At 48.3% G+C, this 15,768-nt stretch carries 14 protein-coding genes; 9 read left to right on the plus strand and 5 right to left on the minus strand.

The window, feature by feature from the left end; all coding sequences use genetic code 11:
• Position 1: 1 nt before the first annotated feature.
• Entirely contained in the window at positions 2-904 is a 903-nt protein-coding gene (locus QEP07_RS13075; protein ID WP_285010621.1) for a HEPN domain-containing protein, read from the minus strand.
• A 41-nt stretch (positions 905-945) separates the two neighbouring features.
• Positions 946-2,058 carry a hypothetical protein gene (locus QEP07_RS13080; RefSeq protein ID WP_285010622.1) on the minus strand — a complete coding sequence of 371 codons (1,113 nt, stop codon included), beginning with the start codon at positions 2,056-2,058 and terminating at the stop codon, positions 946-948.
• A gap of 126 nt (positions 2,059-2,184) precedes the next feature.
• Between QEP07_RS13080 and QEP07_RS13085 the strand changes: the two genes are divergently transcribed.
• Complete coding sequence (locus QEP07_RS13085; protein WP_256001920.1) at positions 2,185-2,871, plus strand: XRE family transcriptional regulator; 687 nt, start codon at positions 2,185-2,187, stop codon at positions 2,869-2,871.
• Here the strand turns inward: QEP07_RS13085 and QEP07_RS13090 are convergent.
• The gene (locus tag QEP07_RS13090) at positions 2,868-4,700 is read right to left on the minus strand and encodes a serine hydrolase domain-containing protein (RefSeq protein WP_285010623.1); all 1,833 of its coding nucleotides are present in this window, start codon (positions 4,698-4,700) and stop codon (positions 2,868-2,870) included. The genes QEP07_RS13085 and QEP07_RS13090 overlap by 4 nt on opposite strands.
• Positions 4,701-4,840: 140 nt before the next feature.
• Between QEP07_RS13090 and mutL the strand changes: the two genes are divergently transcribed.
• Genes mutL through QEP07_RS13125 form a run of 7 tightly spaced genes read left to right on the plus strand, consistent with a single transcriptional unit; the run spans position 4,841 to position 12,740 of the window.
• Positions 4,841-6,709: a DNA mismatch repair endonuclease MutL gene (gene mutL, locus QEP07_RS13095; protein ID WP_285010624.1), complete on the plus strand. Its 1,869-nt coding sequence runs from the start codon at positions 4,841-4,843 to the stop codon at positions 6,707-6,709.
• Positions 6,710-6,713: 4 nt separating this feature from the next.
• Positions 6,714-7,463, plus strand: a complete 750-nt coding sequence (locus tag QEP07_RS13100) for a rhomboid family intramembrane serine protease (RefSeq protein WP_285010625.1) — start codon at positions 6,714-6,716, stop codon at positions 7,461-7,463.
• Positions 7,456-8,313: a rhomboid family intramembrane serine protease gene (locus QEP07_RS13105; RefSeq protein WP_285010626.1), complete on the plus strand. Its 858-nt coding sequence runs from the start codon at positions 7,456-7,458 to the stop codon at positions 8,311-8,313. Before QEP07_RS13100 ends, QEP07_RS13105 begins: the two co-directional genes overlap by 8 nt.
• 2 nt (positions 8,314-8,315) lie before the next feature.
• Positions 8,316-9,437: an endonuclease/exonuclease/phosphatase family protein gene (locus QEP07_RS13110; protein ID WP_256001915.1), complete on the plus strand. Its 1,122-nt coding sequence runs from the start codon at positions 8,316-8,318 to the stop codon at positions 9,435-9,437.
• Between the two features lie 18 nt (positions 9,438-9,455).
• A complete protein-coding gene (gene cysS, locus QEP07_RS13115; protein ID WP_285010627.1) occupies positions 9,456-10,916 on the plus strand; it encodes a cysteine--tRNA ligase in 1,461 nt (486 codons plus the stop codon).
• Positions 10,917-10,972: 56 nt separating this feature from the next.
• Positions 10,973-11,827: a DUF4440 domain-containing protein gene (locus tag QEP07_RS13120; protein ID WP_285010628.1), complete on the plus strand. Its 855-nt coding sequence runs from the start codon at positions 10,973-10,975 to the stop codon at positions 11,825-11,827.
• A 28-nt stretch (positions 11,828-11,855) separates the two neighbouring features.
• Positions 11,856-12,740 (plus strand): glycerophosphodiester phosphodiesterase family protein, encoded by an 885-nt coding sequence (locus QEP07_RS13125; RefSeq protein ID WP_285010629.1) that lies wholly within the window; start codon positions 11,856-11,858, stop codon positions 12,738-12,740.
• An 11-nt stretch (positions 12,741-12,751) separates the two neighbouring features.
• On the opposite strand, the gene QEP07_RS13130 is transcribed toward QEP07_RS13125, so the two are convergent.
• Together QEP07_RS13130 and QEP07_RS13135 are read right to left on the minus strand one after the other, a co-directional pair.
• The gene (locus QEP07_RS13130) at positions 12,752-13,714 is read right to left on the minus strand and encodes an AAA family ATPase (RefSeq protein ID WP_285010630.1); all 963 of its coding nucleotides are present in this window, start codon (positions 13,712-13,714) and stop codon (positions 12,752-12,754) included.
• Positions 13,715-13,719: 5 nt separating this feature from the next.
• On the minus strand, positions 13,720-15,084 hold the full coding sequence (locus tag QEP07_RS13135) for a peptidylprolyl isomerase (protein ID WP_285010631.1): 1,365 nt from the start codon (positions 15,082-15,084) through the stop codon (positions 13,720-13,722).
• A gap of 166 nt (positions 15,085-15,250) precedes the next feature.
• Here QEP07_RS13135 and QEP07_RS13140 point away from each other — a divergent pair, with 166 nt between their 5' ends.
• Positions 15,251-15,763, plus strand: a complete 513-nt coding sequence (locus tag QEP07_RS13140; RefSeq protein ID WP_285010632.1) for a hypothetical protein — start codon at positions 15,251-15,253, stop codon at positions 15,761-15,763.
• Positions 15,764-15,768: the final 5 nt, after the last annotated feature.

Genomic DNA, 15,768 nt, shown 5'->3' on the forward strand with positions numbered 1-15,768 from the left:
TTCAGGACATGTAGGGGCGAACGCCGCCTTTGATCTCTTCGATATGCTGAAGACAGGCAACGTTGCCCTTAGAGAGTATTTCTTCTACGCGTCGAATAATGAGCGATAGTTCATAATCGGAAATCTGGAAGGTTTCGTCGTAACGTGCCTCGCCGATGCCTTTAAGCAGCAAGGCGGTCAGGCGCCCGTCTTCCGGTGTTTTGAGACCGCCTGCAAAAGAGGATTCGGGCAGGATGTGGTCAACCAGCCTCATTAAGCGGCGTAGCCCGTTGGTGTTGGTACGGTAGCCAGTAAGCACCCGGAGCATGCCGGAATAGCAATGCAGCAGGGCCTGGTAAAGCATGTAAACGGAAAGATTTTTCAGCTCACCTCGTTTATAAAATACTGCTCCCTTCAGAAAACCGTCAGATAATTTGTACCACTGCTGCCAGAACAGTTCCCTTTTTAAAATGCGTTTGCTGACCGCTTCGCCTGCTGCGGGAGCAACGAACAGTTCCTTGCCCTGATCGTAAAGCAGGGTCCCTTTTTTATAGATCGTTGTAAAAAATGAACTTCCATTCATCAGCGCGTTGTTGATCTCTTCCATGCGGTGCACCAGTACGGTAGCCTGCGCAATGTGCTTCAGGCTTTCTTCTGCCTGCATCTGTATAACAATATCTGCCATGATCTCCTGTGCGGAAGGTATCAGCAACAGGGAATAGCTGTTTTGCGGCCACGGGTTCCCCTCACTGCCGGTGTATTCGGTGAAACAGCTGTGGTGCTCAATGTTGTTCGTAATGCTGCCAAAACAGACGATTTTTTCCATTTTATACCTTGAAATAACAAGATCTACCATGGCCTTTAGTTCGGCCGACAAAGCTTTTTCCGGAGATGGGAGCCCGGCTCCCGGTTTTTGTTTTTTCATGTTGTTTTATAATTTAGAAGTTAGAAAGCTTTTACAAGATGTTACCTGCTTTCAAAAAGCAGATGTGCCGCTTCAATAAATTTGGCCAGGTGACTGAAAGCGCGCCCGGTCGGCGCCACATCCTTCTCTTTTATTTTAAGGGTATTGCTCAGGCTGTACGTTAGCCATTCGTTCAGCGTGCTTTTCCATTTGTGCATCTTCTTAAAATGGAAAAAGTCGTCGATGATGGTCACCAGATGCTTGTTCCGCACATGCCTGTCCACTTTGCCCTGCTCCCGCATAATCCACACAGCGTCTATGAGTTTAATGAGGCATTCGTGCATATAAATGAGGTTGGCCGGGTGATCGGCTGCTTTCCATAAATCTGTTTCACTGAGCATTTGTTCCCAGGCCGAGAGGGCTGGGTGGAGATTTTCTATATTGATGTAGTAAGTGCCGAAAGTGCTTAACAGGCTGAGCGGTTGCCTGATGCATTCGCGCGAAAGATGCGTGGGATGGTTGCGGTCGCAGGCATATTTCATTTCCTTACAAGTTAAAAGCACCGGGAACGCTGCCTGCCCTTTGCTGTAAATCTTAAACCCTTCTTCAATCAGTTCCGAGAGCTGAAAGAAATCGGAAGCTATATTGAAATCAGCGATACTGAAGTATTCGTATTTGTCGTTTGTCATATACGAAGCATCGAGGGCGATCTGCAGGTAGGTAAACAGGTCACATTTGCTGAAGCCGTCATAATGTTTGTTGTAGTGGTTGCTCAGCACAGTTACTCCGCCGCCTCCTTCAGTTGGTTCTTCCGATGCCTCCGCTTCCCCAAAACGAAAAAGCGTACTAACCTCATCGGCTAAATGATTTGCCGCATCCCGGTTGGTAGTGATCGGCATTGGACTGCTCAGCTCAGGGCAGTACTTGTTTACGAGCCAGAGTACATCGAGCAATCTGGCTGCATCCATACACAGACTGTAAAGATCAGCCGGGTCATGCAGCTTCCACTCATTCTCCTTAAACAGCATTTTCAGTAGATTCCAGAGATCCTGCTGAAAGTCAGTGGGCTTGCGTCTTCTGTACAGTTCACCTAATACGAGGTAGGGATCGCTTATCTCCTTACGTTTAAGAAAGCTAATGTGCGGCTGGTAACAACAAAATTTACTATACTTCATAATTTCCAATTTATTTAGATACATTTACGCCCTGATAAACTAAAATGCTTATCAGGAAACTTTTGGCAAGTTATATTCTTTTGACTATTATTGACAAGTCAAAAGACAACTAAATGAATTGATATTGTGAAACAACCTGATTCAGAGGATAATAATTTTGGTGCACGCTTACGTGCCGTACGCCAGGCTAAGCAAATGACGCTGGAGCAGTTTTACCGCCCGGTTACTGATCACATCAGCAATTGCTCTGCAATTGAAAACGGAAAACGGAAGATAGGGAAGCGTTTGTCAAAAGATATTATTGATTATCATCACATCAATCCCGAATGGCTTAAAACGGGGCTGGGTGATATGTTTGCAGAAAGACCCGGGAGTGAAGACACGACCGCGTCACAGGAGAATCCCGGTGTGCCTTATTTAAACGTCGACCTCTCCGAGATTTCCGTCGACGGCTTTGATCAGCTCAGGGAAAGTCCGGAGTACTACGTTAACTTCCGGCCCTTTAATGATTGTGATGCTTACCTGCCTATTTATGGCGACAGCATGTATCCCAGATATGCCAGCGGGGAAATCATTGTCATCCGGGAAGTGACCAACTACGATGTCCTGCAGTGGGGTGAGGCCTACCTAGTCGTAACCGATGAACGGGCAAACAACATGTCTACAGTGAAGTTGGTATTCGAACATCCCGATGAAGACAGGCTGGTGCTCCGGGCATCAAATCCTAACTACCGCGGAGACATGGTCATCGAGAAGAGATTCATCAGAAATATGTTCATCATCAAGGGCAAGGTCACCAGGAATCAGCTTTAAGGCGATGGTGCAGTCCGCTTGGACTTGTCGACCGCCCGGTTCAGGACATCCTGTATTCTGCCCCTTATTTTCATGGTGCTCAGTTTGTTGCTTGCTGCAGGGTGCACGCGGTTAGACAGGAAAATGTATACGAGTTGCCGCGATGGGTCTACCCAAACGCAGGTACCCGTGTAGCCGGTATGACCAAACGTCTGCGGGGAAGCCAGTTCAGACGGATAGTTTTTGGTCTTGTCCGGATCCCAGCGGTCGAAGCCCAGTCCGCGCCTGCTGACGTTCGCCTGCTGCGCAGTGAATAGTACTACGGTCTCGGGTTTAAAAATCTGCGCTCCTCCGTAGGTACCTTTGTTGAGCAGCATCTGGTAAAAAATTGCGAGGTCATTTGCACTGGCAAACAGGCCGGCGTGGCCTGAAATCCCTCCGGTAAGGGCTGCTCCCTGATCGTGTACAAAACCATGCAACAGCGTTTTCCGGAAATAGGTGTCCTGCTCAGTAGGTACAATCAAGGCCCTGTCGAACCGCTTGCGTGGGGAGAAACCGGCGGTCTGCATGCCCAGGGGCTTATAAAAGTTCTCCATGACGTATTCATCGAGACGCGATCCGCTGATCTGTTCCACGATCTCTTTCATAACGTACATGCTGATGTCGCTGTATACATATTTACCCCGGGTGCGCAGCGGTGTCGCCAGCATTTTGGGCCACATCATCTCCTCAAAGAAATTTTGCCGGATGTAGTAACCGTCGGCCACCTGCGTAGGGTAGGCTGCACTTGAATCCCGGCTGTGATCGGAAGGCTTCACATAATCATGAAAAGCGATATAAGGAATAAAGCCTGCCTGATGGAGCATGACCTCCCTTAAACGCACAGGGTTCATAGGTTGCGTTCTGGCCCTCGGAATATAGGCTCCGACATTGGTATCAAGATTTAACCTGCGCTCTTCAAATAAGCGCATCACGGCTGGTGTGGTGGCCGTAGTTTTGGTAACCGAAGCTATGTCAAAGATGTCGGAGACCCTTTCCTGGACCGTGTCGGCATAAGTATGACTCCCGTAAGCTTTATTAAAGATCACTTTCCCGTCTTTTGCCGCAAGAACTACCATGCCCGGTGTCGCACGCGCCCGGATGGCCTCCATGGCAATATCATCAATTTCCTGCAGGTCTTCTGTATTGACACCGGCGTCTTCCGGAAGCGTATACTTTAAACGTGTTGCTGTTGTACTGAACCCGGAGCCTGCCACGTATTTGGCCGACAAAGTACTGTTCAGCTTTTTATCAAGCGCAATGCCGCCAAATATCGCTTGTGGCACCAGAGTGTAAGCAATCGGCGTACTCTGATCTGTCCAGATCAGCGGGGCGTTAAGCGAGTCGAGCAAAGAGAGGCTGGATAGTCCCCCAAAAAGACATAGCACCACGTCTTTCGTTCTTGCTACGTTAAATATAAAGTTGCGGTTCCTGCTGTCGGAGATCCGTTGGGCTGGCAGGCTGATGATCACTGTATTAAAAAACTTAAGGTTCTCCTCAAGTGCATCGAGGCCGGTTGCGTTCTTATAATTACCCGTTGTAAATGAGGTCACCTGAGCGTACTTGTTCGCCAGACTGTCAAACAGGGGCTGGCCGGAAAAGTCCAGGCCTACCGACGCAATGTTTTTCTCATTTAGTGATCTGAGTGGAATGATGCCGCGCTCGTTATTCAGTAAAACTGTATTACGAATCACCGTGTTGCTTACGGCAAGAATCTGTTGGTTATGCTGATGGTTCTGGGCACATGCATTGAAGGTGATAAGGGTGTGTAAACAGATGATAACAAGGCGGACGAAATTCTTTCTTCTCATAAATAACGGCAAAAAACTCTGGTTGTAAGTACAACGTAAAATTAGGCGTTTTGATTTATGTACTGCTAAAGATATGAAAACGAGACGGTGATTGAGCCTTATTTTACCTAAATTAGCGACGTTTACAGTCCGGATAACACATGTCAGATATCATAAAGCTTTTACCCGATAGTATTGCCAATCAGATAGCAGCAGGAGAGGTGGTTCAGCGACCGGCATCGGCGGTAAAGGAACTTTTAGAGAACGCGATAGATGCGGGGGCGAGTAAGATACAGCTGATCATCAAAGACGCAGGGAAAGCCCTGATCCAGGTTATAGATAACGGCTGCGGTATGAGTGTAACCGATGCCCGCATGTGTTTCGAGCGTCATGCTACTTCCAAAGTTCGCAAGGCGGAAGATCTTTTTGCAATCCGTACCATGGGTTTTCGTGGAGAGGCGATGGCCTCTATTGCAGCAATTGCCCAGGTAGAAATGAGAACGCGAAGACATGAAGATGAGATCGGCACGCTGGTCGAGATCGAAGGCTCTTCGGTTACCCGTCAGGAGCCTGTAGCCACCCCTGCAGGCACAAGCATATGTGTAAAAAATCTCTTCTTCAATACCCCTGCGCGCCGAAACTTCCTGAAAAGCAATGCTGCTGAGATGCGCCATATTGTCGACGAGTTTCAGCGTATTGCCATGTCAAATTCGGGCATAGCTTTCAGCCTGCATCACGATGGCGCCGAGATTTACCGGCTGCCGGCATCGTCGTTGAAACAGCGCATCGTACACCTGCTGGGCAATAATTATAACGAAAGACTTATTCCGGTTGAGGAGGAAACGACGATCATCAACCTGAAGGGTTTTATCGGCAAACCGCAGTTTGCCAAAAAAACCAGGGGCGAACAGTTTTTCTTCGTGAACAACCGTTTTATTAAAGATGCTTATCTGAACCATGCCGTAAACAAGGCCTATGAAGATTTGCTTCCTGAAGAGAACTTTCCCTTATATGTGCTTTTTATTGATATAGATCCCGCCAATATAGATGTCAATGTGCATCCTACAAAAACCGAGATCAAGTATCTCGACGAAAAATCGATCTATGCTATCCTGCATTCGGCGGTAAAACGCTCACTGGGAAGGTTCAACATCAGTCCGACTATAGATTTCGATCAGGAAACCGGTTTCAGCAATATGATTACCCCGCTGCCGCCTGAAGAGATTGTGCCGCCCAGCATTAGCTTTAATCCGGATTTCAATCCCTTTGCCAATGAGCCGGGCCAGGTGAGGAATTCGAGCTATTCAAGCATGCCCAAGCCCTACTCCAATGGTCGCGGAGGCGGTTCCAGCAGTGTTGCGTCCTGGGGCGCTCTATATGAGGTTGCCACGGAGTCGCGGTATGACCAAACGGAACTAAACTTGCCGGGTTCTGGAGGTGAAGAAGAATTAGCCCCCGTACAGAAGCAATTTATGCAGCTGCACAACCGGTATATCGTCTCGCAGATTAAGTCGGGTGTTATGCTTATCGATCAGCAGGCGGCGCATGAACGGATTTTGTATGAACGTTTTCAGCGCCATCTTGAGGACCGCAAAGGCGCCTCACAGCAAAGTCTCTTTCCGCAAACGGTTACCTTAAGTGCGGGCGACTATGAGTTGGCCAGGAGTTTGCTTGATGACATCAAAAGCCTGGGTTTTGAGGTGCGCGAGTTTGGTAAGAACACCCTGGTCATAGAGGGTATACCGGTCGACCTGGGCAGCGTAAATATCAACGAAACGCAGCTTTTCGAGCAGTTGATAGAAGGATTCAAGAATTCGCAGCAGGAGCTTAAGCTCGACAGGCGGGGAGCGCTTGCAAGGAGCATGGCAAAGAACAGCGCCATAAAGAGCGGAACTGCATTAAGTCAGCCTGAAATGAATACGCTGATAGAGGAGTTGTTTGGATGTTCCGCACCCAATATTAGTTTGAGCGGGAAACCCGTGATACATACCATCAGCCTTGCTGAACTTGACAAAAGATTTGAGAAATAAACGAATGAATAACTTATATATACCTCCTGTAGTAAAAAACCTGCTGATCATCAATGTGCTGTTCTTTGCGGCTAAGTATGTATTCAGTAATATCGGTGTAGATCTTTCGGAGCACCTTGGCGCTTTTTATTTTGATTCTCCGTTTTTCAGGGTATGGCAGCTGGTTACTTACATGTTCATGCATGGCGACATGTCGCATATCTTTTTCAATATGTTTGCGCTGTTTATGTTTGGCGGTGTGCTGGAGCAGCGCTGGGGGCAGAAGCGTTTCCTGAACTTTTATCTGATTACTGGTCTGGGTGCCGTGGCCCTGCAAATGGGTGTACAGGCTGTAGAAGTTTATGAACTGACCGGATCCGTCATGGGAATTCCTATTACCGACCTCACACGTGAGGGAGGCTATCTTCAGGGCAATATCAATGTGCCCGGAATCACCCGCGACCAGGGTACCACATTGCTCGGCATTTATGGCGCGCCTATGGTAGGTGCTTCAGGCGCTATATTCGGTTTACTGGTAGCCTTTGGCATGCTTTTTCCAAACACCCGCATGTTTGTGCTGTTTATACCTGTGCCCATCAAAGCGAAATATCTGATACCCGTTTATATCCTCCTGGAAATGAGTTTGGGTGTTGCCAAGATACCGGGCGACTCGGTTGCGCACTATGCGCACCTTGGGGGCGCTTTGCTTGGATTCATCCTGGTCAAACTTTGGAAGGACAAAAACAACGACAGGTTTTATAACTACTATGAATAGTTTTTTTAGAGATATCAGCTACAAGGTTTTTAAGTCAGGAGATCCGGTATACCTATATATCGGCATCAATGCCTTTATTTTCATAGCCATGGGCCTGGTCAGCGTTATCCTGTTCTTGTCGGGGCAGCAGGCCGGCTTTCAGGATCAGGTGTTTACATATGTAGGCTTCCCTGCCGACCTGAACAAGCTGCCGTTCCGCTTCTATACTTTGCTTACCTACCAGTTTTTTCACGAAGGCCTGCTCCACATCCTGTTCAACATGCTATGGCTTTTCTGGATGGGACGCATTTTTCTCGATTTTCTTAAAGCCAGGCAATTTCATTTTGTCTACCTGGGCGGAGGTTTCGCAGGCGCGTTGGTGTACCTGCTTGCTTTTAATATTTTCCCGGTGTTTATGGGTAGCGTGTCTAACGGATTCGTTATCGGCTCTTCAGCGGCAGTGATGGCAATTATCGTTGGAACTGCGACGCTATTGCCCGATTATAGTATGCGTCTTCTGCTTTTTGGCGACGTAAAACTGAAATATCTGGCCGCAGGATATGTGGTGCTCGACATGATCAGTCTGGCTTCGGCAAATGCTGGCGGCAGCTTTGCCCACCTCGGCGGCGGCCTTTTCGGCTTTGTCTTTATACGCATGCTTAGGGCGGGTACCGACTGGAGCAGCATGTTCAAGCGCAAACCCAAACTTCGTGTAGTACATAAAGATGCCAACGTACGATCGCAAAAAAGTCAGACCCAGGAGGTGGACCAAAGACAAATAGACGCTATCTTAGATAAAATTTCTCAATCGGGATACGACAAACTGAGCAAAGAAGAAAAGGAGATCCTGTTTAAAGCAAGTAAGCATTAAGCATGAAGAGAAGAAGAACGTCTAAAACAACATTTTTCGACAGATTGATGCAGCTGCTTGCGCTTGGGCTGGCTATTGCGCTGATACTTGGCTTCACAGCAGGCAGATTTGATCCGCGTGAATATCCTTATATCGCTTTTTTTGGCCTGGCATACCCGTTTGTGCTGCTCCTGAATATATTGATGCTGGTTTGGTGGACGATACGGAGTAAGCTAATTTTAGCGGGCTCTACGCTGGTCCTGATCCTGATCGGCTGGCAGGCCTTAAACGCCAGTGTAGGTATTTTTGGCGAGGCTGGGGAAGGCGCTAAAGGCGACAGCTCGCACATCCGTATGATGACTTACAACGTGCACAGCTTCAGTCCCTACGGCGAAAAAGCGATCGAATCCGCAAAAGAACAGATGCTTGATGTCATAGAGCAGGAGAACCCGGATATCATCTGTTTCCAGGAATACTTCACACGAAGGAAGGGGCCGTTCGACATTACCGACAGTTTGAAAAGGTTGCTGCAAACCTCACATTACTATTTCGTGCCTACATCGGAAAACAGCTATGAGGGCACCGGTCTGGCTATTTTCTCCAAGTATCCTATCAAAGACAAGGGCCATATCGTTTTTGGGGAGAACCATAGTGGCAACACAAGCATTTATGCGGATCTGGATATCGGGAGCCAGGTTGTACGCGTGTACAACGTACACCTGCAGTCTATCTCTTTCCGCGAGCAGGATTATGCTTATATAGACGAAGTCAAAAAAAAGATGAACGCCAACCTGACACCGTCCAGGCGGATACTAGGCTTGCTTAAACGCGCCTTTATTAAACGCAGTCATCAGGTCGACGTCATGAAAGCCCATATGGAAACCTGCCAGACTCCTTTAATTATTGCAGGTGATTTTAATGATACCCCTGCCTCCTATGCAGTTACACAGCTTACCAGGTCGCTCAACAATACATTCATGGAAAAGGGTACCGGTCTGGGCCGCACCTACAACGGCAAATTCCCGAACTTTCAGATCGACTATATCGCTGCCAGCAAAGCGTTGGAAGTTGTCAACTACCGTATCATACCAGCTAAATTATCAGATCACTTCCCCGTTCGGAGCGACCTGAAGTTAAACCCCTAAAATTTTTACCTTTGCACGATGAACACAGGCTTGCATCTATATAATACGCTTACCCGTCAGAAAGAACCTTTCCAGCCGCTGAATCCGCCCAATGTGGGCATGTATGTTTGCGGTCCGACTGTTTACAGCGATGTGCATCTCGGCAATTGCCGCACCTTTATCTCCTTCGACCTGATTTACAGGTACCTGAAATACAGCGGATATAAGGTCAGGTACGTCCGCAACATCACCGATGCAGGTCACCTGGAAGGCGACCGCGACGAGGGGGATGACAAGTTTGCAAAAAGGGCCAAACTCGAACAGCTTGAGCCCATGGAGATCGTTCAGAAGTACACCATAGGATTTCACGATGTAATGCGGATGTTCAATACACTGCCGCCAAGCATAGAGCCTACGGCCACCGGGCATATCCTCGAGCAGATTGAAATGATCAAGGAGATCATGGGCAACGGCTACGCCTATGAGGTGAACGGAACGGTGTACTTTGATGTTGAGAAATACAGCAGGGAGTATAACTACACCATCCTGACCAACAGGAACCTGGAAGACATGCTTGCCAATACACGTGAGCTTGGCGGACAGGACGAGAAACGCGGGCGACTTGATTTCGCACTATGGATCAAGGCTAAGCCGGAAACCATCATGCGCTGGCCTTCGCCATGGGGTGTAGGTTTCCCGGGATGGCATATTGAGTGCTCGGCCATGAGTGCCAAATATCTGGGTGAGGAGTTTGATATCCACGGCGGCGGTATGGACCTGGCTGCTACACATCATACCAACGAGATCGCACAGAGCGAAGCCTGCAGTCATAAACAGCCGGCGAGATATTGGATGCATACCAATATGCTCACTGTAAACGGGACACGCATGTCCAAATCTGCCGGCAACGGTTTCTTACCGCTGGAGCTTTTTACAGGCAGTCACCCTTTGCTAAAAAAAGGTTTCAGTCCGATGACGGTGAAGTTCTTTATGCTTCAGGCGCACTATCGGAGCACGCTTGATTTTTCTAACGAAGCCCTGGAAGCTTCGGAAAAAGGATTCCGCAGGTTAATGAACGCTGTAGGTCTGCTGCCTAAGCTTAAGGCCTCGGAACATAGTGATTTTGAGATCGGTCCTATTGCGGAGAACTGCGTGAAGGCGATGGACGACGATATCAACAGTCCGGTGGTGATAGCTGAGTTATTTGAAGCTGTGCGTATCATTAATGTTATCCACGATGGTAAGGGCACGATAAATGCAGAAGAGCTGGGTAAACTGAAAAAGCTGATGCATGACTTTGTGTTTGAGGTATTTGGCCTTAAGGATGAGGACGCATCTAACGTTGAACTGAATGCTGTACTGGATCTGGTTATTGATATACGCAGAAGTGCCAAGGAGAATAAGGACTACGCCACATCCGATAAAATACGTGTTGGGTTGCAGGAAATGGGCATACAGCTAAAAGACAGTAAAGAAGGGACAACCTGGAGTAAAGCATAAGATCCGCAAGGATAATGAATATAAATTTGAACAAAGCAAGACTTAAACATAACATAATGAACAAACTATTTTGTACTGTAATTGCAGCATCTGTAACACTTGGCGCTTTTGCGCAGAAATCTGATGGTACAACCAAGTCGTTGGTGAAAGCCGAAACGGACTTTGCAGAGAAACTCGCCAAGACCGGCGCCAGGACTGCTTACAATACTTATGCAAATAGCAAGACGCTGGTTTTTCGTCCCAACCCGGTGAGCGCTTCCACGTACTATGCAACCCAGGACAACAGCAAAGACATCAGCTGGAACCCTGTTTATGCGCGTGTGTCGCGGAGCGGCGACTGGGGCTTCACTACCGGACCATATGTGGATCAGGGTCAGGAGACAAGCTATGGCCAATATCTTTCGGTCTGGAAAGCCTCAGATAATAAATGGCAGCTTTTTCTGGATGCAGGGGTTCCGCACAACAAGCCGCTGAACAAAGTGAACACGTCATTCCCTGAGCCAAAGGATCACTATAAGCCCCAGTTCCTGAACGATAAACAACGGGAAGCTGGTTTAAATATCATTACCACAACCGAAACAACGTTAAACGCGACGCTCAAATCTTACGGCGTAGCAGCATTTTCAGGTTTTATTAACCCTGATGTAAGGATTCTGTTCCCAGGTTATGAGCCGATCATCGGGAAAGACAAGGCGCTGGCTTTCTTTAACAGCATGTTTTCTAAAGTTACGCTGAAAACTACCGGCGCCGATAAAGCCGACGGGGGCGACCTGGCCTGTACGTACGGACTGGTGGCGGTCGACTATAAGGCTGATCTCCGTGAGAGTTTCAATTACATTTTTGTATACGAACGTCAGGCCGATCATAACTGGAACCTGATTGCTATGGTGTTCGCTCCGGCAGAACGCTAGCACAGCAACCAACAAAAACATCATCCCTATGAAAACAAATTCCCTGATCATTCTCCTGGCATTTCTGTTGAATGTCCATGCGTCGGGCCAGAAGGTCGACCTGCAGGGCAACCGTGGTGCCAGGGGAATTATGCCCGAAAATACCATTGAAGGTATGCTGCGGGCGCTCGACCTTGGCGTCACGACCCTGGTGATGAGTGTGGTGATCACCAGGGACAAGCAGGTGGTCCTTTCGCAGGAGCCCTACTTTAATCACGAGTTTTCACTCAGGCCCGACGGTAAACCGATCAGCCTGAAAGAGCAGAAGGACTTGAACATCTATAAGATGGATTACGCTGAGGTCAGCAAGTTTGACATCGGAAGTAAGATCCACCCACGCTTTCCGGCGCAGCAGAAATACCGGGCCCATAAGCCGCTTCTCAGCGAAACTGTTGATGCTGTAGAGGCTTATGCAAAGAAAAGGAAACTCAAAAAGCCTGCTTACAGTATAGAGATCAAAACGATCCCTAAGGGCGATAAGGAGTTTCATCCCGAGCCGGATGAGTTTGCTGATCTGGTGATGAATGTCGTGAACGAACAGAAGATCGCTAAGCGTGCTACCCTGCAGTCGTTTGATACCCGTGTGCTGCAGTACCTGCACAGCGCCTATCCAAAGATCCGTACGGGGCTGTTGGTCGACGAAAAAGTTGATTTTGAAGCGAGCCTTGCAGAGCTGGGTTTTACTCCCGCGGTATATAGTCCATACCATGTGCTGGTGGGTAAAGGACTCATAGATCGCTGCCACAAAGCCGGCGTAAAGGTTATTCCGTGGACAGTTAATTCCGCTAAGGACATGGCTTACCTGCTTGGTCTGGGTGTAGACGGGCTGGTTACCGACTATCCAAACCTGTACGCAACGCTGGACGGCCGCTAAGAAACATAAGACTAGTAAAGATTTCTGATAAGTTGTTCTACCGAGAGGCCTTCAGCTTCTGCGCGGTAGTTCCTTACAATACGATGTCTGAGGATAGGCTCGGCCACAGCCTGTACATCTTCAATATCGGGCGAATATTTTCCAGATACCGCAGCATGACATTTAGCTCCGATCACCAAAAACTGCGATGCACGTGGTCCGGCGCCCCAGCCTACATACTGGTTTACTTCTGCGGTGGCCATGGCCGTGTTGGGCCGGGTTTTGCTTACCAGCTTTACCGCATATTCAACTACATTGTCGGTCACCGGAATATTCCTGACCAGCTTTTGAAAATACTGGATCTGTGCTGCCGTAATGACCTTTTTCAGTGCTGTCTCCCGGTTTACCGTCGTGTTCTTCACGATCTGGAGTTCATCGGCATATTCGGGATAAGTCAGATGAACATTGAACATAAAGCGATCCAGCTGAGCCTCAGGCAGGGGATAGGTCCCTTCCTGTTCTATAGGATTCTGCGTAGCGAGAACAAAAAAAGGATTCGGAAGCGGATGGCGAATGCCTGCGGCGGTAACTGCTTTCTCCTGCATGGCTTCCAGCAGGGCGGCCTGGGTTTTAGGAGGTGTACGGTTAACCTCGTCGGCCAGTATGATGTTTGAAAATACAGGTCCTGGCATAAACTTAAACGTGCGGTCTTCGCCGAGAATCTCTGCACCAATAATATCACTGGGCATCAGGTCAGGCGTAAACTGAATACGGTTGAACGCCAGGTCCATCACATTTGCGACCGTCTGCACAAGTAAGGTTTTGGCAAGTCCCGGGACGCCAACCAGCAGGCAGTGCCCGTTGCTGAATATGGAGATAATCACCGACTTGATCACCTCGTCCTGGCCTATAACGACCTTTCCGATCTCACTTTTGATGTCCCGGTAAGCCTGGTGCAGCGCGTCTACCGCCTTTATGTCGTTTTCAAACTGCATGCAGGCTATTTCGTCGCTGTCACACCCCTTGTCCAGATCTTCAGTTCGTCGCAACCGGCATATTCCTCATCGATCTTGATGAACATGCTTTCCCTTCTTTTTTCAAACCATTCGCTCAGCGTACGGTTGATCTTGTCTTGTTGTGCACGCTCCTTAAACTTGGTGTAGTCCTGTTCAAGGTTGCCTTTGTGCGGCGGGATTTTTGACTTCAAATACAGGATTTTGTAGCTCTCCGTTCCGTCAGGTTCCGTAAAACGGACCGGGGCAGAATAAGATCCCACCTTCATGGTGTCTACAACCAGGAATACTTTTGGATCCAGCTTGTCAGCAGGAATAAACGTGGTGCGCGCAGTCACATCATCTGCATAAAGCAGCATACCGCCATTGTATTGAGATTCTTTATTGTCTGAATAGCGTGAAGCAGCTGCAGAGAACGGGATTACTTTGTTGACGATATTCTTGAAAATCGTATCGGCGTGAAGCCTGGTACGCTCCATGCTCTCGGGCGTAATCTGTGGTCTTACCAGGATATGTCTCGCACGCACCTGTTCACCACGACGTTCAATAACCTGCAGGATATGGTAACCGTGCTCTGATTCAAAAACGGGCGACATCTCACCGGCTTTCAGTTTAAAAGCCCATGCCGTAAACTCTTTTACCATCCTTTTCCGGTCGAAGAAGCCAAGGTCACCGCCGTCAGACGCTGATCCGGTATCTTCCGAATAGGTTCTTGCAAGAAAGCCGAAGTCCTCTCCGCTTTTAACCCTAAGACGAAGGGCATCGATTTTGTCATAGAAGCGCTGCTTTTCCTCCCGGGTCAGCTTTGGTTTCAGCACAATTTCCCCAACTTCAAACTCTGTAGGAATATCAGGTAAGCTGTCCTTCGGATAGCTGTCAAAGTATTTTTTAACCTCAAGCGGGGTGACGTTCACATTCTCCGTGATCTTCTGCTGCATCTTCATCGAGATAAGCTGCTCCCTGATCTCCGGTCTGATCTCGTCCTTATACTGAAGTACCGAGCGGTTCAGGAACTGTTCCAGTCTTTCTTCACCCCCGGCCCTGTTGATCATGGCACGCATACGTTTGTCAACCTCTTCGTCAACCATACCTTCCTCAACGTATACCGAGTCGATCTCCGCCTGTTGTTTCAGTAATTTCTGCGTAAGCATCTGTTGCAGAAACATGCATTTGACCCGTGGATCGTCCGGATTCCCGGAATGTAAATACTGGGCATATTGCTGATTGAGGTCGGATAAAAGAATGATGTTACTGCCAAGTACCGCCACAACCTTATCTACGCTTTTGTCCTGCGCAAAGCCCTGAAAAAACAGGCCGACCAGCGTACTCATTATAAAAAAAGATCTCTTCATTTAGACTTGTTCAAATAAACTGCGCTGCAAATTTACGATATCCCCGCTACTTTCCACAGGCAGAATACTAAGGTGTAATTTTTAAGCCATAAAAATAGCAAATAAAGGTGCCATTGAGAGATATTTAACTAATTTTAACAGAAAACTTATATTCCGTATCTACACCATGTCAAACCCGCTTGCAGTCAATCCAGATGCACTTCATTTATTCTTTACGGACGACATCTACATGGTCAGCGAGCCCTCCGCGCCGATCGCGCCGGACGACAAACCGGAGCCGCCTCCTATATCTAATTTTGAATACCTTGGGGGCAATAAGCGAAATATCCTGATCCTCGTGTACGACGAGGAGTATGACGTAAGCAGTGAGGCCGGCCGTGAACTGCTTCGCAAGATCGTGAAGTCGGTAAACCTGGCCACACCCGATTTTGCCCTGCTGAACTACGCCCGGTATAAAGACGCAGATTATGAAGCGCTTGGCGCGTTCTTCAATCCTAAATTTATCTTCGCGTTTGGGGTAACGCCGGCAATGCTTGGTCTGCCGACCGCTCCTGCCAGCTATCAGCTGACTTCGGAAGGGAATGTCCGCCTGATCTTTTCGGCTGGCCTTAAGGAGCTCGACCGGGATCCTGCCTCCAAGAAGCTGTTGTGGAACACCCTCAAAACTTTAGAATTTTAACATGA

It is taken from the genome of Pedobacter faecalis (assembly GCF_030182585.1).
In the GTDB taxonomy this organism is placed as follows: domain Bacteria; phylum Bacteroidota; class Bacteroidia; order Sphingobacteriales; family Sphingobacteriaceae; genus Pedobacter; species Pedobacter faecalis.

What these genes read in the sequence shown, in the direction of transcription:
- cysS (WP_285010627.1), top strand. Translation starts at nt 9,456, where the DNA reads ATGAACACAGGCTTGCATCTATATAATACGCTTACCCGTCAGAAAGAA.
- QEP07_RS13125 (WP_285010629.1), top strand. Translation starts at nt 11,856, where the DNA reads ATGAAAACAAATTCCCTGATCATTCTCCTGGCATTTCTGTTGAATGTC.
- QEP07_RS13130 (WP_285010630.1), bottom strand. Translation starts at nt 13,714, where the DNA reads ATGCAGTTTGAAAACGACATAAAGGCGGTAGACGCGCTGCACCAGGCT.
- QEP07_RS13105 (WP_285010626.1), top strand. Translation starts at nt 7,456, where the DNA reads ATGAATAGTTTTTTTAGAGATATCAGCTACAAGGTTTTTAAGTCAGGA.
- QEP07_RS13075 (WP_285010621.1), bottom strand. Translation starts at nt 904, where the DNA reads ATGAAAAAACAAAAACCGGGAGCCGGGCTCCCATCTCCGGAAAAAGCT.
- QEP07_RS13135 (WP_285010631.1), bottom strand. Translation starts at nt 15,084, where the DNA reads ATGAAGAGATCTTTTTTTATAATGAGTACGCTGGTCGGCCTGTTTTTT.
- QEP07_RS13140 (WP_285010632.1), top strand. Translation starts at nt 15,251, where the DNA reads ATGTCAAACCCGCTTGCAGTCAATCCAGATGCACTTCATTTATTCTTT.
- QEP07_RS13080 (WP_285010622.1), bottom strand. Translation starts at nt 2,058, where the DNA reads ATGAAGTATAGTAAATTTTGTTGTTACCAGCCGCACATTAGCTTTCTT.
- QEP07_RS13100 (WP_285010625.1), top strand. Translation starts at nt 6,714, where the DNA reads ATGAATAACTTATATATACCTCCTGTAGTAAAAAACCTGCTGATCATC.
- mutL (WP_285010624.1), top strand. Translation starts at nt 4,841, where the DNA reads ATGTCAGATATCATAAAGCTTTTACCCGATAGTATTGCCAATCAGATA.
- QEP07_RS13120 (WP_285010628.1), top strand. Translation starts at nt 10,973, where the DNA reads ATGAACAAACTATTTTGTACTGTAATTGCAGCATCTGTAACACTTGGC.
- QEP07_RS13090 (WP_285010623.1), bottom strand. Translation starts at nt 4,700, where the DNA reads ATGAGAAGAAAGAATTTCGTCCGCCTTGTTATCATCTGTTTACACACC.
- QEP07_RS13110 (WP_256001915.1), top strand. Translation starts at nt 8,316, where the DNA reads ATGAAGAGAAGAAGAACGTCTAAAACAACATTTTTCGACAGATTGATG.